The sequence below is a fragment of the Streptomyces sp. NPDC097617 genome, from assembly GCF_044761485.1.
Classification (GTDB): Bacteria; Actinomycetota; Actinomycetes; order Streptomycetales; family Streptomycetaceae; genus Streptomyces.
On the sequence record NZ_JBIWCL010000006.1, the window covers coordinates 97,022 to 113,658 of the forward strand.

The following is a 16,637-nucleotide window of genomic DNA, read 5'->3' on the forward strand; positions in this document are numbered from 1 at the left end:
TCCGTGTCCCAGGGGTTCGGGGCGCGGCCCCGGGTCTTGAGCCGCACCGGACCGGCGGCCCCGGCCACACCCATCCACCGCCGAACGGGAGTCGACCCATGACCCGCACCCCCGAGGACGAAGTCCTCCACCGCATCGACAACGGCGTCGCCTGGATCACCCTCAACCGCCCCGAGGCGATGAACGCCGTCACCTGGGACCAGCGCGAGCGCGTCATCGCGCTGCTCGCCGAGGCCTCCGCCGACCCCGCCGTGCGGGCCGTGGTCGTCACCGCCACCGGCAAGGGCTTCTGCGCGGGCGCCGACCTGCGCGGCAGCCCCGGCGGAAGCAGCGGCGGAGACCGCGTCGCCGGTGATGTCGCCCGGATGATCCGGCTCGGCGCGCAGCGCCTGATCACCGCCGTGCTCGACTGCGAGAAGCCGGTCCTGGCCGCCGTCAACGGCACGGCCGCCGGGATCGGCGCCCATCTCGCCCTCGCCTGCGACCTCGTCATCGCCGCCGAACCGGCCCGCTTCATCGAGGTGTTCGTCCGCCGCGGGCTGGTCCCCGACGGCGGGGGCGCGTACCTGCTGCCCCGGCTCGTCGGCCCGCAGAAGGCCAAGGAGCTGATGTTCTTCGGCGACGCCGTCCCGGCCGTCGAGGCCGAGCGCCTGGGCCTGGTGAACCGGGTGGTGCCGGCCGAGGAGCTGGAGGCGACCGCCCGCGCGTGGGCCGAGCGGCTCGCCCAGGGGCCCACCCGGGCCCTCGCCATGACGAAGCAGCTGGTCAACGCTTCCCTGGACGGTGACCGGGCGGCCGCGCTGGCCGCCGAGGCCACCGCTCAGGAGATCAACATGACCACGGCGGACGCGAACGAGGGCGTGGCGAGCTTCGTGGAGCGGCGCACGCCCAAGTACCTCGGCCGCTGAACCCCGGCGCCCGGCCAGTGGCTCCCGGCCCCGTACTACATCTGCGGGTCCGGCTTGAGCAGCGCGAACACCGCTCCGGTCGGGTCGGCCAGCCAGGCGATCCGCCCGACCTCCGGGAGGTCGGTGGCCGGCATGAGCACCGCTCCGCCGTTCGCCCTGGCCACCGCGACGGTGGCGTCGACGTCCGCCGCGTGGAAGTACGGCACCCAGCGCGCCCGCTCGCCCTCGCCCTCCCCCCTGAAGGGGGCCACCCCGCCGAAGGAGGCGTCCTGCTGGTCTCCGTCGGCGGTGCTCAGCACCCGGTACATCATCCCGGGTGCGGGCATCTCGGCGCTGCGCCACCCGAACAGCCCGGCGTAGAAGGCGATGTCGGCGACGGGGTCCGGTACGTGGAGCTCCGTCCACAGCAGTGCGTTCTCGGCGGAGGTCAGCTGGAGTCCGCCGGTCTTCCCCGGCTGCCAGACGGCGAACTCGGCGCCCTGCGGGTCGGTGTACTGGGCCAGCCAGCCCTCTCCCATGACGTCCATGGGCTCCATCCGGACGGTGCCGCCGCCGTCGCGGACGGCTGCGGTGGTGGCCTGGATGTCGGGGGTCATGAAGTGCTGCATCCAGGCGGGCGTCGCCCCCTCCTCGGTGAGCGGCCCGAGCGCGGCGACCGTCTTGCCGTCCACCTGGAAGAAGCCGTACCCGCCCGCCTCGGGCCCGGCGGATGCGAACTCCCACCCGAGGACCGCGCCGTAGAACGCGACGGAGCCCTCGGTGTCGGGGCTGCCGAGGTCGAGCCAGTTGGGTGATCCGGTGGTGAAGTCGGTGCCGAGCATGGGGTCCTCCGGAGGTACGGCGGCGGTACGGGGTCGCTGCCACGATGCCGAGCCTGCACCCGCGCCCGGGCGTACGGACCCACGGAGGCCGGGGGTTTCACCCGTGTGGGGGTACGGACACGCGGGCCGGCGCGGGCCGGAACCGGTCGTAGAAGTCCACCTTGAGCCGGAGCGCGTGCTCCTCCGCCTCCCTGAAGCAGGCGGCCGCCGCCTCCTCGTCCGCGCCGGTGAGCAGCGATGTTCGCGAGCACCGGATGCCGCTCGTACTGCTCGATCAGTTCGTCCTCGAACCTGTCCAGGTCGCGCACGGCCGTGTCCCTTCTCTTCTCTCCCGGTCGTTCTGCTGATCAGTGGATGTCGATCGATCTCATCGGGTCGCGCAGGTCGACCTCGCTGCCGATGCCCCAGAGGGTGTCCAGTTCCTTCTGGACCTGCCGGCCCATCACGGTGTCGGATCCGTCGATCTCGGTCTGGGGGGACTCGATGGCGAGCTGCCCGTGCAGGAAGGAGCTGACGAGGTAGTGCTCGTCGGCCTTGTAGACGGCGATCGACGGCAGGGAGTTGTAGACACGGACGCTGAGCCTGCTCCGGAGCTCCGGAGCGAGGCGGTCGTGGATGGTCTTGAGGATGTCCAGGCTCGCGCCGACGTCGACGGAGCTGCGGGTGGCGCGCAGTGCCTCGTCGCGCAGGTCCGCGACGGCGGACTTCGGGTGCAGCAGGAGGATGCGCACCTGGACGTTCCGGTCGGTGACGGCCCGCTCCAGCTCTCCTTCGAGGCGGCTGAGGTTGGGTATCCAGGTCTGGAGGATGGCGACCTCCTGGCGGGCGGCCCCCAGGAGCCGTTTGAACTCCTCGTCGGAGAAGACCCGGTGGACCTTGGTCACGCCGAGGTAGTGCTGGCGCCGGAGCTCGCCGGTCAGCCCGTCGAGGGTGAGGCCGGAGATCTGGGTGTTGATGTTGTCGAGCACCTTCAGGCGGTCGAGCTCCATCAGGAGGAAGAGCGTGACCGTGCTGAGGATCAGCAGTGTGATCTTCGGGAGCGTGCCGCCGGGGGCCATCTTGTCGAGCCAGCCGAAGAGGTCGGCGACCAGGACCAGGATGCCCGCCGACGCCATCGCGCCCAGCGAGATCCGTTCGGCCCGGTAGCGAAAGCCGTTGCCATTGCCCATGACCACCCCAGCCCCGACCCCGTTGTCGTCGGCACCGACCTTACACACGGGCTTCGGCGGTCTTGACGGTTACTCATGTTCGGTGCTTCACACGGGAGTTGATGATCAAACGGAGGCATCCGGCGAGTGCCGCCCGCCCCACCCCTTCCTATCTGACGTACCGTCAGCTTCAATCGTCGTGTGATGGGACATGCAGGGATGGCGGCCACCGTCGTCCGATACCTCAGGTCAGTCGGCTCCCCCACCTCCGCCTCGGCGCAGCGGGAACCCGAGTCCGTCGACGCCCTGCCGCGTCCCGATCTGCGGGCCGTCGGCGAGGACGAGCGCGCGCCGGTGTCCCCGGCCGAGTTCCGCGCGGTACTGGGGAACTTCGCCAGCGGGGTCACCGTCATCACCGCGCCCCCCGACGAGGAGGAGGCGGGCCCGGCCGGCTTCGCCTGCCAGTCCTTCGCCTCGCTGTCCCTCGACCCGCCCCTGGTCACCTTCATGGTGGCCCGTACGTCGACCACCTGGCCGCGGATCGCCCGCGCCGGGGTGTTCTGCGTCAACATCCTCGGGGCCGAGCAGGGCGAGCTGTGCCGGTCCTTCGCCATCAGCGGCGCGGACAAGTTCGCCGGGGTGGCCCACACGCCCTCCCCCGTCACGGGATCGCCGCAGCTCGACGCCGTGCCCGCCTGGATCGACTGCCGGATCCAGGCCGTCCACACCGGCGGGGACCACCTCATCGTCGTGGGCCGGGTCGTGGCCATGGGCGCGGCCGGCGAGGGCGAGCCGCTCCTCTTCCACAAGGGCCGCTTCGGCCGCCTGGCCGACTGACCCCGGGCTCCTCGCCGACTGCCCCTGGCACCTCGCCGACCGACCAGGACGCCTCGCCGACGACCAGGGCGCCACGCCGACCGACCAGGGCACGCGAAAGGGTGGCTCCGGGCCCACCGGCCCCGGAGCCACCCGCCGCGCCGATCAGAAGGTCAGCACCCCGCGCGCCACCCGCCCGTGGTGGGCGTCGTCCGCGGCCTTGGCAAAGTCCTCCACCGGGTAGACCTCCGTCACCAGCTCGTCCAGCAGCAGCCGGCCCTGCCGGTACAGCTCGGCGTACAGGGCGATGTCCCGCTGCGGGCGCGAGGACCCGTACCGGCAGCCCATGATCGTCTTGTCCAGGTACATGGACGACACGAGGAACGAGGCCTCCTCCTGGAAGCCGGGCACTCCGAGCAGGATCGCCTGCCCGTGCCGGTCCAGGAGGTCGATCGCCTGACGGATCAGCCGGACGCTGCCCACGCACTCGAAGGCGTGGTCGGCGCCGGTCGGCAGGATCTCGCGGACCGCCGCCGACGAGTCGGCCACGGCGGACGCGTCGATGAAGTGCGTGGCGCCGAACTGCCGGGCCACCGCCTCCTTCGCCGGGTTCGCGTCCACGGCCACGATCGTCGCGGCACCCGCGATCCGGGCCCCCTGCAGGACGTTGAGCCCGATGCCGCCGGTACCGATGACGACCACCGTCTCGCCGCGGTCCACGCGCGCCCGGTTCAGTACCGCCCCCACCCCCGTGAGGACCCCGCAGCCGATGAGCGCCGCCGAGGTCAGCGGTATGTCGGCCGGGATCTTCACCGCCTGCACGGCCTTGACGATCGTGCGCTCCGCGAAGGCCGAGTTGGAGGCGAACTGGAACAGCGGCTTCCCGCCCCGCGAGAACGGCTGCCCCGGCATCCCGATCGCCTTGCGGCACATCGTCGGCCGGCCCCGGTCGCAGTCCGCGCACGCCCCGCAGTTGGCGAGGGTGGACAGCGCCACGTGATCGCCCGGCACCACGTGTGTGACACCCGGGCCCACCGCCTCCACGATGCCCGCGCCCTCGTGCCCCAGCACCACCGGCGGCGGGAACGGAATCGTCCCGTCGATCACCGACAGGTCGCTGTGGCACAGCCCGGCCGCCCCGATCACGACCAGCACCTCCCCCGGCCCCGGATCCCGGATCTCCAGGTCGTCGACCACCTGGGCCTGCTTGCCGTCGAATACGACGCCTCTCACCTGGACTCCTTAGGCAGGCCGAGCACACGCTCGGCGATGATGTTCCGCTGGATCTCGTCCGAGCCGCCGTAGATGGTGTCGGCACGGGTGAACAGGAACAGGCGCTGCTCCTCGTCGAGCCCGAGTTCGTACGGGAGCCCGGGCGCCCAGGGCGCCGGCCCGGCGCTCGCCGCCGCGCCGCGGACCTCCACCGCCAGCTCGCCGAGCCTCCGGTGCCAGCCGCCCCACAGCAGCTTGGCCACGCTGGGCGCGCCCGGATCCCCCTCGGAGGAGGCCAGGGTCCGCAGCGCGTTCCACCGCATCGTGCGCAGCTCGGCCCACTGCCGGACGAGGCGCTCCCGCAGGACGGGGTCCCCGGAGCCCGCGGCGTCCCGCGCCGCGTACACGGTCAGGACGCGCTCCAGTTCCGCCGCGAAGCCGATCTGCTGGACCAGGGTCGACACACCCCGCTCCAGGGCGAGCAGGCCCATCGCCACGGTCCAGCCGTCGCCCTCGGCGCCCACGGCCTCCGCCGCGACCGCCCCGTCGAAGAACACCTCGTTGAACTCGCTCGTCCCCGACATCTGCCGGATCGGCCGCACCTCGACGCGGCCGGGCTGGTCCATCCGTACGAGCAGGAAGGACAGCCCCCGGTGGCGGCGCGAGCCGGGCTCGGTGCGGGCCAGTACGAAGCACCAGTCGGCGTCGTGGGCGAGCGAGGTCCAGATCTTCTGCCCGGTCACCCGGAACATCCCGTCGGCCGCGTCCCGTACCGCGGCCGTACGGATCCCCGCGAGGTCGGATCCGGCGCCCGGCTCGCTGTAGCCCTGGCACCACAGCTCCTCGCCCCGCGCGATGCCGGGCAGGAAGCGGTCCTGCTGTTCGGGCGTCCCGTGGGCGATGAGCGTCGGGGCGAGGAGGTTCTCGCCGATGTGGCCGACCCGTCCGGGCGCGCGCAGGGCCGCGTACTCCTCGGCCCACACCACCTGGCCGGTCAGTGACAGCCGGCGGTTGCCCCACCCGTCGGCCTCCCAGCCCTGCCCGATCCAGCCGCCCCGGCCCAGCTCGCGCTCCCACGCGCGCCGGACCGGGGCCCCTTCGTGCTCGCTGCCCGGCCCGCCGAGTCCGACGGCCTGCGCGTACGGGCCCACGAGGTGCTCCGCCAGCCACGCCCGGGCACGCCCGCGCAGCTCCTCGTCCTCGGCCCCGAAGCTGAAGTCCACGCCGCTCCCTCTTGGTCCGGTCCGGGCCTACGCGTTGGGGCGGTCCTTGGCGGCCGCCGCCTTCGCCATGGCCTCCAGTTGCGCGAGCATCGGCATCGGGTCGGTGCCGACCGTGCCGGGGAGGAAGTCGGCGATCTTCTCCGGCGTCCAGGAGCCCTCGGCGTATCCGGCGCGCAGCTCGCGCGGCTGCGCCCAGACGGCGATCTTCGGGCCGGCGATCGTGTAGACCTGCCCGGTGATGTCCTCGGCCCTGGCCCGGTCGCTCAGCAGGTAGGTGACCAGCGCCGCCACGTCCTCGGGCTCGCCGATCTCCTTGAGCTCCATGGGGACGTTCGCGGACATGCGGGTGCGGGCGACGGGGGCGACGGCGTTGGCCGTGACCCCGTACTTGGCCAGGCCCAGCGCGGCGGAGCGGACGAGCGAGATGATCCCGCCCTTGGCGGCGCTGTAGTTGGCCTGCGCGACCGAGCCCTGGTGGTTGCCGCTGGTGAAGCCGATCAGGGTGCCCGATCCCTGCCTGCGCATGACGGCGGAGGCGGCGCGGAAGACGGTGAAGGTGCCCTTGAGGTGGGTGGCGATGACCGGGTCCCATTCCTCCTCGGCCATGTTGAACAGCATCCGTTCGCGCAGGATGCCGGCCACGCACACGACGCCGTCGAGGCGGCCGTACCGCGCGAGCGCGGTGTCGACGAGGCGCTGGCCGCCCGCCATGGTGGAGATGTCGTCGGCGACGGCGACTGCCTCCCCGCCCGCGGCGACGATCTCCTTCACCACGGCCTCGGCGATCTCGCTGGTGGGCTCCGCGCCCCCGATCCCGACCCCGTAGTCGTTGACGACGACCTTGGCGCCCTCGGCGGCCGCGGCGAGTGCCACGGCCCGCCCGATGCCCCGGCCGGCGCCGGTGACGGCGACGGCCTTGCCTGCCAAGAAGTTCCCCACGTCCGGCCCCTTCCCGCGATTTCTGACGGTCCGTTAGATTCTATGGGTAGTCAGACGCACCTGCACAAGCCCTCGTTGCCGTAGTAACCGCCGCATCCACGCAAGGAGCTGTCGACGTCCATGACCCTGCCCGCCGAGTTCCATGACATCGCCAAGCGCGTCAACAACTGGGGGCGCTGGGGCGCCGACGACGAGATCGGCACCCTGAACCTGATCACCGACGAGGTGGTCCGGGGCGCCGCGGCGCAGATCCGTACCGGCCGCCGGATCCCGCTCGCCCTCCCGCTCAAGGAGGACGGGGTCCAGGTCGGCATGATCCCCGGCCGGATCAACCCGCTGCACACGATGGTGCAGATCAACCAGGAGCTCTTCGGCCCCGGCACGGTCGCGTGCAGCGACGACGCCGTGAGCATGGGCCTCCAGGCGGGCACCCACTGGGACGCCCTCACCCACGTCTCGCACTCGGGGAGGATCTACAACGGCCGCCCGGCCGGCACCATCACGGCGCACGGCCGTGCCGAGTTCAGCGGCATCGACAAGGCCGGCCACATCGTCTCGCGGGGAGTGCTCCTCGACGTCGCGCGCGCGAAGGGGCTGGACCGGCTGCCGGGCGACCACGCGGTGACCCCGGGGGACCTGACGGAGGCCGAGGAGTTCGGCGGGGTCACCGTCCGCGCCGGCGACATCGTGCTGGTCCGCACCGGCCAGATGCAGGTCTACCTGGCGGGCGACAAGCACGGCTACGGCTTCCCCTCACCCGGGCTGTCGATCCGTACGCCCGAGTGGTTCCACGCGCGGGACGTGGCGGCCGTCGCGAACGACACCCTGACCTTCGAGATCTTCCCGCCGGAGATCGAGAACCTGTGGCTGCCCGTGCACGCCCTCGACCTGGTCGAGATGGGCATGCACCAGGGGCAGAACTGGAATCTCGAAAAGTTGTCCACAGCCTGTGCAGAAGAGAACCGTTACGCCTTCCTCCTCTCCGCGATGCCGGAACCCTTCGTCGGCGGCACCGGCACCCCCGTGGCCCCGGTGGCCGTCCTCTGAGCCCGGCGGGGCGGGCGGCGGCGGACCGGACGACCCCGGCCACCCGCGCGCGGTGCGCAGTGGAACCATGAGGTGGACATGACGCGTCACCGTACGCGCGTCACACCCCGTCCCCACCACCTTCCCCGCAGGAGAAGCACGCATGACCAACCCCTACCAGGTACCGCCGCCACCTGCCCCCCAACGCCGGTCGGGCAGCAACGTCGTCGCCGTCATCGTCCTCGCCGTGGTCATCATCGGCGGCTACTTCGTCATGCAGTCACTCCGCAAGGACGACGGCAAGCCGTCGGCGTCCCCCTCGGCCTCCCCCTCGGCCAAGCCCACCGCCAAGGACCCCGGATCCCCCGAGTCCTCCTCCGACACCTCCAGCGCGTGGAAGGTCGGCGACTGCGGCGGCCCCGACCCGGCCAAGGCTCCCGACGGCTACAAGCGGACGGGCTGCTCCGGCTCCGGGGCCACCTTCAAGGCCATCGACATCAAGGAAGCCAGCATCCTCCCGGGCGCGATCCAGTGCCCGCCCGGCACGGACCTGATGATCGACGTGAGCATCTCCTACGGGAGCGGCAAGTCGACCGGCATCCCCACCAACACCGTCTGCGGCCGCAACCTGTCGAGCGAGCACCCCGGTGATGCCGGCGCCGGCGGCGGCCAGCTGGTGAAGGGCGACTGCGTGACCTCCCAGGCCAAGGAGGTCGCCTGCGGCGGCTCCGGCGCCCAGAAGGTCCTCGGCCTCGTCAAGGCGAAGTCCGAGTGCCCCTCCGGCACCACCGACCCGATCGAGCTGACCCTCGCGATCGGCCGCCCGTACGACGTCATCTGCACCGACGGCTAGACACCCTCCTGAAGGCCCTCCGCCCGCTGTCCCGGCACGAGGCCCGGGACAGCGGGCGGCCGCAGACGCCGAAAAGCGCGTGCCGCACCCTCCGCGAAGGCGCAGACTCGCCCCATGGCGGACATGCGGGCATTCCGGGAAGCGGTCGACGACTGGGCGAGCGGCGGTACCGGCGAGGCCGCGCGCGAGCTCGCCGCCCGGCTGAACGTACGGACGGCGGTACTGGTGGAGGGCCCCAGCGACCTCGCGGCCGTCGAGGCGCTCGCCGATGGGCGCGGCCGCGACCTCGCCGCCGAAGGCGTGTGCGTCATATCGATGGGCGGCGCCATGAGCGTGGCCCGCTACACCGGCCTCCTCGGGCCGCCCGGCCTCGGCCTGCGCCTGACGGGACTGTGCGACGAGAACGAACAGCCCTTCTACGACCGCGCCCTGGAGCGGGCCGGGGCGCCCCGGGAGGGCTTCTTCGTGTGCGTGGCGGATCTGGAGGACGAACTCATCCGCGCCCTGGGCACCACCCGGATCGAGGACATCCTGCGGTCCGAGGGAGAACTCCGCTCCTGGCAGACCTTCGTACGCCAGCCCGCCCAGCGCGGTCGGCCCCCGCAGCGGCAGTTGCGGCGCTTCCTGGGCACGACGAAGGGCCGCAAGATCCGCTACGGCCGCCTCCTCGCCGAGGCCCTCGCCCCCGAAGAGGTACCGGCCCCGCTCGACGGTCTCCTCGCGAGCGTGTGAAACCCGGTCCGGCCCCCTCCCCCGGGAGGAGGCTCGGCGGGTCCTGCGGGTGGCGGCGACGCTCATGCGCGCCCCGAGCACGGCACGGCAGCCGCCACCCCGCGACCCGCACTCGTCAAGGCCTGTCCTTGGCGTCCCCTCGCGTCGAATCGCTCCACACCAGGGTGATCAAGATGTGACGAACCGTCAACACCTCGTTAGAGGTACACGCGCGGTTCCCGCGGTGGGGTGTGACATTCCGACGGTCCGTCCGAGGGGCGTTCGGACGCGCAGTCCGAGGTCGATTTCTCCGCGCGGTCGATCTCGCACCAGATCCGTTTGCCCGCACCCTCGCGCTGCCAGCCCCAGCGGTCCGCGAGGCCGTCGACCAGCTCCAGGCCGCGCCCGCCGGTGTCCTCCCCGCACGCCTGCCGGCGGTTCGGTGCCCGGTCGCTCGCGTCCGCCACCTCGACCCGCACCCCCGGCCCCCCGAACAGCATCCGCAGCACGGCCGGACAGCCCGTGTGCACGACCGCGTTCGTGACCAGCTCGGAGATCAGCAGGATCAGCGTCTCGGCGAGCGGCTCGTCATCCCCTATGCCCGACCCCGCCAACCGGGAGCGGGCCCACCGGCGGGCCCGGCCGACCTCGGCGGGATCCGCTCCGACCTCCAGCTGAACCTGAAGCACCTGCACCGCTCACACCATCCGAACCGGCGGACACTTCGCCTCGCGACAGGACGGGATCACCCAGTGTGATCCCCTTGCGGAGCAGCATGGTTGACGTACAGTCACCACAACAAGCGCTTCGGGCATATTCCCGCGCGAAGGAGTGGGCGTGGTGCATACTGTGCGACGCTTGCGCCGCTCAACCGCTCGCATTCGTGGGAGCGTACCGGAGCAGGCCCCCGCTTCCGGGCCGCAATGAGTCGGGCGAAGGACACAAACCGATATCAACTCTCTGTAATGAGACATGCGTCCCACGCCGTCCCTCCCGTGCCCCCGCGTCACCGTGCGCAACGCGGGCCGAAGGGGCCCTCCGGCCGCCCGGCTAACCCGCCCGGCCCAGCAGCCCCACCACCGGCGGCTCCCCGCCGAGCGGCTCCCCGCCGAGCAACTCCCCCGCGAGTAGTTCCTCCGCGAGCAGCTCCTCCGCCTGCGCCGCCGTCCGCCACTGCTCGGCCCGCACCCAGGCCCGCTTGAGGTGCAGGTGCACGTCCGCCTCCCAGGTGAAGCCCATCCCGCCGTGCACCTGGAGGCAGTCCCGGGCGCCCAAAACGGCCGCCTCGTCCGCGAGGAGCTTGGCCGCGGCCACCTCGCCCGTATCACCCGTCACCGCCGCCGCGTAGACCGCCGTACGGGCCACCTCCGCCCGCACCAGCATCCGCGCGCACAGGTGCTTGACCGCCTGGAACGCCCCGATCGGCTGCCCGAACTGCTCGCGCTCACCCGCGTACCGCACCGCCAGCTCCACCGTCCGCAGTGCACTCCCGAGCTGCAGCGCGGCCGTCAGCAGCGCCCCCGCCCCGCGGTACGCCGAAACGTCACCCACCGCCGCCACCCGGTGCAGCGGCGTCAGCGGGTCCACCGAGCGCACCGGCTCACCGGCGGGCACCGCGGCCGCCCCCAGCACGGCGTCCGCGTCCCCCAGGTGGGCCACCAGCGGCCCGCCCAGGTCGAAGGCGGTCACCACCGCCGTCCCGGCCGCCGCCCCCGGGACCACCCCGGCGGCCAGGTGCGTGGCCACCAGCGGCCCCGGCACCAGGGCCCGGCCGGCCTCCTCGAAGACGAGGACCGCCTCCGGCAGCCCCAGGCCCACACCGCCCTCGGCCTCCGGCAGGCGCAGCGCGAAGAAGCCCGCCTCGCCCAGCTCCCGCCACAGCGCGCGGTCCACGCCGGCCCCGGCGTCGACCGACGCCCGCAGCGCCTCGCGCCCGTAGCGCCCCGCCAGCAGGTCCCGTACGCCGGCCCGCAGGTTCTTCTGGTCCTCGGTCGGCTGGAAGTCCATGCCCCTCACCGGCCCTTCGGGAGGCCGAGGATCCGCTCGGCGACGATGTTGTGCTGGATCTGCGAGGTGCCCGCGGCGATCGTGTAGGAGAGGGACGAGAGCCGGTCCAGCACCCAGTCCTCCTCCAGGGCCAGGGACGAGGCCCCGAGCACCTCCGCCGCCGCCTCGTACAGCTCCTGGCGGGCGTGCGAGTAGGCGAGCTTGAAGACGGAACCGCCGATACCGGGGACCCCGCCGGCCGAGCGCCCGGCCTCGCTGACATTCCACTGGGTGAGCCGCCACAGCGCGCCGAACTCCCCGTACAGCCGCCCCAGCCTGCGCCGCAGCACCGGGTCGTCCCACCGGCCGTTGGCCTTCGCCGTCCGGGCCAGTTCCCCCAGGGTCCGGCGGCAGGCGACGACCTCGCCGACGAAGGCGGTGCCGCGTTCGAAGGAGAGCGTGACCATGGTGACGCGCCAGCCGTCATTCTCCGCGCCGACCCGGTTGGCCACCGGGACGCGCACCTCGTCGAGGAACATCTCCGCGAACTCCGCCGACCCGGCGAGCGTGCGCAGCGGCCGTACGGTCACCCCCGGCGCGTCCATCGGCATGGCCAGCCAGGAGATCCCCCGGTGCTTGGGGACCTCGGCGCTGACGGGTTCCGTGCGCACCAGCAGCTCGCACCAGTCGGAGACCTCCGCGTGCGAGGTCCAGATCTTCGACCCGCTGATCACGTAGTCTTCGCCGTCGCGCACGGCCCGGGTCCGCAGGGAGGCCAGGTCGGAGCCCGCGCCCGGCTCGCTGAACCCCTGGCACCACACCTCGTCGCCCCGCAGGACGGGCGGCAGCCAGCGCGCCCGCTGCTCCGCCGTGCCCTCGGCCGCGATGGTCGGGCCGGCGTGCAGCAGCCCGACGAAGTTCGCGCCGACGTACGGGGCTCCGGCGCGCTCGCTCTCCTCCAGGAAGATCAGGTGCTGGGTCGGGGTGGCTCCGCGGCCGCCCGCGTCCACCGGCCAGTGCAGACCCGCGTACCCGGCCTCGTACAGCCGGCGCTGCCAGCCGAGGTCGTAGGCGCGCCGGCTCGGCCAGTCGTCGGGGGACGGCTTGGCGGGCAGCTCGGGGAGCACCTTCGCGAGCCAGGCGCGCAGCCGGGCCCGGAACTCCTGCTCCTCCTCGGTGTAGGTCAGGTCCATCAGCGGCGGCCGCTGTCCAGGTCGAGGCCGAGCATGCGGATGGCGTTGCCGCGCATCAGCTTGTAGACCGTCTCGTCGTCCAGCCCCTTCACGTGGTCGAGGGCGACCTCCTTGGTGTGCGGGAAGGTCGAGTCCACGTGCGGGTAGTCGGTCTCGAAGGTGGCGTTGTCGCGTCCGACGACGTCGAGCGAGGCGATCCCGTGCTTGTCGCGGAAGAAGCAGCAGAACATCTGCCGGTAGTAGTACGTGGACGGCGGCTCGGGGATCAGGTCGCGGACGCCGCCCCAGGCCCGGTGCTCCTGCCAGACGTCGTCGGCGCGCTCCAGGGCGTAGGGGATCCAGCCCATCTGGCCCTCGCTGTAGGCGAGTTTGAGCGTCGGGAACTTGACGAGGACGCCGCTGAAGAGGAAGTCCATCATCGAGGCCATCGCGTTGTTGAAGCTGAGCGAGGCCTGGACGGCGGGCGGCGCGTCGGGGGAGGCGGCGGGCATCTGGGAGCTGGACCCGATGTGCATGTTGACCACCGTGCCGGTCTCCTGGCAGACGGCGAAGAAGGGGTCCCAGTAGCCGGAGTGGATCGACGGCAGGCCGAGGTAGGTGGGGATCTCGGAGAAGGTCACGGCCTTCACCCCGCGGGCGGCGTTGCGCCGGATCTCGGCGACGGCGAGGTCGATGTCCCAGAGCGGGATGATGCACAGCGGGATGAGCCGGCCGCCGCTGTCGCCGCACCACTCCTCGACCATCCAGTCGTTGTAGGCGCGCACGCAGGCGAGGGCGACCTCCTTGTCGTGGGCCTCGGCGAAGGTCTGCCCGCAGAAGCGCGGGAAGGTCGGGAAGCACAGCGAGGCCTCGACGTGGTTGAGGTCCATGTCGGCGAGGCGCGCCTTGGGGTCCCAGCAGCCGCGGCGCATCTCCTCGCGGGTGATGCCCTCCAGGGTCATGTCGTCGCGGTCGAAGCCGACGGCGGCGATGTTGCGCTTGTACGGGAACTTCAGGTCCTCGTAGATCCACCAGTCGGTCGGCGGGCCGTCGGGGTCCATGGTGATGACGTACTTGCCGCCGGTGTAGGCGAGTTCGCCGATGCCGGCGGTGAGCGCCTTGGGGCCGCGGTCGCGGTACTTGGCGGGCAGCCAGACGTCGAACAGGTGCGCGGGCTCGATCACGTGGTCGTCGACGCTGATGATCCGAGGCAGTTCCATGGTCTCCCCAATTCACCGATCTGATGGATCGTCAGAAACAAGCTAGCCCCGCCACCCCTGGACCGACAAGCGTCCGCGCTCTACGCTCTGCCCTTGATCTGACTATCCGTCAGCTATGGGGAGGTCTGGGATGACGGACACCGCGACCGCGACAGAACTGAGCCGCTCCCGGACCCTCTGGGAACTGATCACCCGCCGGGCCGCACTGACCCCGGACACCCCCGTCCTGATCGAGGCGGCCGACGACCCCGCACACGACCGCCGGCTCACCTTCGGTGACCTGCGCGACCGCTCCGAACGCGTCGCCGCCGGCCTGCACGACAGGGGCGTGCGCCCCGGCACCGTCGTCGCCTGGCAGCTCCCCACCCGCATCGAAACCGTGCTGCTCTCCGCCGCCCTCGCCCGGATCGGCGCCGTCCAGACCCCCGTCATCCCCTTCTACCGCGACCGCGAGGTCGGCTTCGCCCTGCGCGAGTCGAAGGCCGAGCACTTCGCCGTACCCGGACACTGGCGCGGCTTCGACCACACCGCCATGGCCCGCCGGCTCGGCGCCCGCGGCGTCTTCGAGGCGTACGCCTCCCTCCCGGACGGCGACCCGGCCGCACTCCCCGCGCCGCCCGCCTCCGGCACCGACGTCCGGTGGATCTACTGGACCTCCGGCACCACCTCCGACCCCAAGGGCGTCCTGCACACCGACCGCTCCCTGATCGCCGGCGGCTCCTGCCTCGCGCACGCCCTGCACCTGGGCCCGGACGACATCGGCTCCATGGCCTTCCCGTACGCGCACATAGGCGGCCCGGACTACCTGGTGATGCTGCTCCTGTACGGCTTCCCCGCCGTGCTCTTCGAGAAGTTCGCGATGCCGGACGCGCTGGACGGCTACCGCCGCCACGGGGTCACCGTGGCCGGCGGGTCCACGGCCTTCTACTCCATGTTCCTGACCGAGCAGCGCAAGGCCCCGGACATCCCCCTCATCCCCACGCTCCGACTCCTCGCGGGCGGCGGCGCCCCCAAACCGCCGGAGATCTACCACGCGGTCGTACGGGAGCTGGGCTGCCGGCTCACCCACGGCTACGGCATGACCGAGGTCCCGATGATCACCATGGGCGCCCCGGACGACACCCCGGAGAACCTCGCCACCACCGAAGGCCGGCCCCCGGCGGGCATGTCCATCCGCATCACCGCCCCGGACGGCACCCCGCTGCCCCCGGACACGGACGGGGAGGTGCGGCTGCGCGGCGAGGCGGTCTGCCAGGGCTACCTGAACCGCGACGCGTCGACGGAGGTCTTCGACCCCGACGGCTACCTGATCACGGGCGACCTCGGCCACCTGACGCAGGACGGCTACCTGGTCCTCACCGGCCGCAGCAAGGACGTCATCATCCGCAAGGGCGAGAACATCTCGGCGAAGGAGATCGAGGACCTCCTCCACCGCCTCCCGGGCATCGCGGACGTGGCGATCATCGGCCTCCCGGACCCGGAGCGCGGCGAACGCGTCTGCGCGGTGGTGGAACAACCCCCGGAAGCGGCCCCCCTGACCCTGCCCGAGCTGACGGCCTACCTCCGCACGGAGGGCCTGGCCACCCACAAGCTCCCGGAACAACTGGAACTCCTGGAGTCCCTCCCCCGCAACGAAACCCTGCGCAAGGTCCTGAAGTACAAACTGCGGGAGCGGTACGCGTGAGGGAGCGGGGTGGGGCTCCGGGAAAGGGACCGGTCAGCAGGCGACAGGGCTGCGACCTGCTCGCCCGCCGGTGATGCGACAACGCCCGCCGGGGCGCACATGACTTCGCCTGCAAACGACTCCCGTCGGCGTGCGTGCAGTTCGTCAGCGAGCGGCTTGTCCGTGGGCGGTGCGAGGATGACGGTGCGTTCCGGAAGTCGACCGGGGCGAGCAAGCGGGCAGGTTCGAGCGGTCGGAGGCAGCATGGCCAAGGAATTCCAGGTGACTTACGACTGTGCCGACCCGGGCGCGCTGGCCGTGTTCTGGGCTCAGGCGCTGGGGTATCGCGTCCAGCCGCCCCCGGAGGGCTTCGCCGACTGGCCGGCTGCCCTCACGGCGTGGGGCGTGCCGCCCGAGCAGCACAACAGCCGTTCGGCCATCACGGATCCGGACAGCAAGGGTCCTCGGGTCTTCTTCCAGAAGGTCCCGGAGGGGAAAACGGCGAAGAACCGTCTACACCTCGATGTGCGCGCAGCTCCCGGGCAGACCGGTGACGAGCGTATGGCGACGTTGGAGGAGGAAGCCGCCAGGCTGGAGGGGCTGGGAGCCAAGCGGCTGTACCGGCTCGAGCCCAATGGCATGGACGAGGGGATCATCGTGATGGCCGACCCCGAAGACAACGAATTCTGCCTCGACTGAGCGCAGGCGCCGCTCGATCTGCGGGCGTCGATGCTGTGCATAGCGAGCCGCGTGCAGATATCTCGAGTCGGTGCGCTCCCTGACCCGCACCCCCCACACACGAAGAAGTCCCCGCTCATCGAGCAGGGACTTCTTCTGCAGACCGTCCGGCACCAGGCTCGTCACCGAGAGCCGCGGTGCTGTGGCTCATGCCGTCCCCACCGGCGAGCGCCGGTGGGGACAGCCGCTGGTCGAGTCAGG

At 72.0% G+C, this 16,637-nt stretch carries 17 protein-coding genes; 8 read left to right on the top strand and 9 right to left on the bottom strand.

Features of this window, described 5'->3' with window-relative positions; all coding sequences use genetic code 11:
- The first annotated feature begins 98 nt into the window (after nucleotides 1-98).
- On the top strand, nucleotides 99-908 hold the full coding sequence (locus ACIQZO_RS13080) for an enoyl-CoA hydratase/isomerase family protein (protein WP_403624499.1): 810 nt from the start codon (nucleotides 99-101) through the stop codon (nucleotides 906-908).
- Between the two features lie 35 nt (nucleotides 909-943).
- Here the strand turns inward: ACIQZO_RS13080 and ACIQZO_RS13085 are convergent, their stop codons facing one another.
- Nucleotides 944-1,729, bottom strand: a complete 786-nt coding sequence (locus ACIQZO_RS13085) for a VOC family protein (RefSeq protein ID WP_403624502.1) — start codon at nucleotides 1,727-1,729, stop codon at nucleotides 944-946.
- Nucleotides 1,730-1,890: 161 nt separating this feature from the next.
- Here ACIQZO_RS13085 and ACIQZO_RS13090 point away from each other — a divergent pair, with 161 nt between their 5' ends.
- Nucleotides 1,891-2,076, top strand: a complete 186-nt coding sequence (locus tag ACIQZO_RS13090; RefSeq protein WP_403624505.1) for a hypothetical protein — start codon at nucleotides 1,891-1,893, stop codon at nucleotides 2,074-2,076.
- Here ACIQZO_RS13090 and ACIQZO_RS13095 read toward each other — a convergent pair whose 3' ends face one another.
- A complete protein-coding gene (locus ACIQZO_RS13095) occupies nucleotides 2,077-2,898 on the bottom strand; it encodes a hypothetical protein (RefSeq protein WP_403624508.1) in 822 nt (273 codons plus the stop codon).
- A gap of 198 nt (nucleotides 2,899-3,096) precedes the next feature.
- Here ACIQZO_RS13095 and ACIQZO_RS13100 point away from each other — a divergent pair, with 198 nt between their 5' ends.
- Nucleotides 3,097-3,714: a flavin reductase family protein gene (locus ACIQZO_RS13100; RefSeq protein WP_403625024.1), complete on the top strand. Its 618-nt coding sequence runs from the start codon at nucleotides 3,097-3,099 to the stop codon at nucleotides 3,712-3,714.
- A 144-nt stretch (nucleotides 3,715-3,858) separates the two neighbouring features.
- Here the strand turns inward: ACIQZO_RS13100 and ACIQZO_RS13105 are convergent, their stop codons facing one another.
- Genes ACIQZO_RS13105 through ACIQZO_RS13115 form a run of 3 tightly spaced genes read right to left on the bottom strand, consistent with a single transcriptional unit; the run spans nucleotide 3,859 to nucleotide 7,067 of the window.
- Nucleotides 3,859-4,926, bottom strand: a complete 1,068-nt coding sequence (locus ACIQZO_RS13105) for a Zn-dependent alcohol dehydrogenase (protein ID WP_403624511.1) — start codon at nucleotides 4,924-4,926, stop codon at nucleotides 3,859-3,861.
- Nucleotides 4,923-6,128 carry an acyl-CoA dehydrogenase family protein gene (locus tag ACIQZO_RS13110; RefSeq protein ID WP_403624514.1) on the bottom strand — a complete coding sequence of 402 codons (1,206 nt, stop codon included), beginning with the start codon at nucleotides 6,126-6,128 and terminating at the stop codon, nucleotides 4,923-4,925. Before ACIQZO_RS13110 ends, ACIQZO_RS13105 begins: the two co-directional genes overlap by 4 nt.
- Before the next feature lie 27 nt (nucleotides 6,129-6,155).
- Nucleotides 6,156-7,067, bottom strand: coding sequence for an SDR family oxidoreductase (locus ACIQZO_RS13115; protein ID WP_403624517.1), 912 nt, complete (start codon nucleotides 7,065-7,067; stop codon nucleotides 6,156-6,158).
- A gap of 120 nt (nucleotides 7,068-7,187) precedes the next feature.
- Here ACIQZO_RS13115 and ACIQZO_RS13120 point away from each other — a divergent pair, with 120 nt between their 5' ends.
- The 3 genes from ACIQZO_RS13120 (at nucleotide 7,188) to ACIQZO_RS13130 (ending at nucleotide 9,678) form a co-directional block, all read left to right on the top strand.
- The gene (locus ACIQZO_RS13120) at nucleotides 7,188-8,114 is read left to right on the top strand and encodes a cyclase family protein (protein WP_403624520.1); all 927 of its coding nucleotides are present in this window, start codon (nucleotides 7,188-7,190) and stop codon (nucleotides 8,112-8,114) included.
- Between the two features lie 142 nt (nucleotides 8,115-8,256).
- The gene (locus ACIQZO_RS13125; protein WP_403624523.1) at nucleotides 8,257-8,946 is read left to right on the top strand and encodes a hypothetical protein; all 690 of its coding nucleotides are present in this window, start codon (nucleotides 8,257-8,259) and stop codon (nucleotides 8,944-8,946) included.
- 114 nt (nucleotides 8,947-9,060) lie between these two features.
- Entirely contained in the window at nucleotides 9,061-9,678 is a 618-nt protein-coding gene (locus tag ACIQZO_RS13130; protein ID WP_403624526.1) for a TOPRIM nucleotidyl transferase/hydrolase domain-containing protein, read from the top strand.
- A 197-nt stretch (nucleotides 9,679-9,875) separates the two neighbouring features.
- Here the strand turns inward: ACIQZO_RS13130 and ACIQZO_RS13135 are convergent, their stop codons facing one another.
- The 4 genes from ACIQZO_RS13135 to ACIQZO_RS13150 all read right to left on the bottom strand — a co-directional run bounded on the left by ACIQZO_RS13135 (nucleotide 9,876) and on the right by ACIQZO_RS13150 (nucleotide 14,035).
- Nucleotides 9,876-10,352 carry an ATP-binding protein gene (locus ACIQZO_RS13135; RefSeq protein WP_403624529.1) on the bottom strand — a complete coding sequence of 159 codons (477 nt, stop codon included), beginning with the start codon at nucleotides 10,350-10,352 and terminating at the stop codon, nucleotides 9,876-9,878.
- A 355-nt stretch (nucleotides 10,353-10,707) separates the two neighbouring features.
- On the bottom strand, nucleotides 10,708-11,664 hold the full coding sequence (locus ACIQZO_RS13140) for an acyl-CoA dehydrogenase family protein (protein WP_403624532.1): 957 nt from the start codon (nucleotides 11,662-11,664) through the stop codon (nucleotides 10,708-10,710).
- 5 nt (nucleotides 11,665-11,669) lie between these two features.
- Entirely contained in the window at nucleotides 11,670-12,836 is a 1,167-nt protein-coding gene (locus tag ACIQZO_RS13145) for an acyl-CoA dehydrogenase (RefSeq protein WP_403624535.1), read from the bottom strand.
- Nucleotides 12,836-14,035 carry an amidohydrolase family protein gene (locus ACIQZO_RS13150; RefSeq protein WP_403624538.1) on the bottom strand — a complete coding sequence of 400 codons (1,200 nt, stop codon included), beginning with the start codon at nucleotides 14,033-14,035 and terminating at the stop codon, nucleotides 12,836-12,838. The genes ACIQZO_RS13145 and ACIQZO_RS13150 overlap by 1 nt, the downstream gene beginning before the upstream one ends.
- Before the next feature lie 130 nt (nucleotides 14,036-14,165).
- Here ACIQZO_RS13150 and ACIQZO_RS13155 point away from each other — a divergent pair, with 130 nt between their 5' ends.
- Together ACIQZO_RS13155 and ACIQZO_RS13160 are read left to right on the top strand one after the other, a co-directional pair.
- Nucleotides 14,166-15,719 (top strand): AMP-binding protein, encoded by a 1,554-nt coding sequence (locus tag ACIQZO_RS13155; RefSeq protein ID WP_403624541.1) that lies wholly within the window; start codon nucleotides 14,166-14,168, stop codon nucleotides 15,717-15,719.
- A 243-nt stretch (nucleotides 15,720-15,962) separates the two neighbouring features.
- Nucleotides 15,963-16,397 (top strand): VOC family protein, encoded by a 435-nt coding sequence (locus ACIQZO_RS13160; RefSeq protein ID WP_403624544.1) that lies wholly within the window; start codon nucleotides 15,963-15,965, stop codon nucleotides 16,395-16,397.
- Nucleotides 16,398-16,637: the final 240 nt, after the last annotated feature.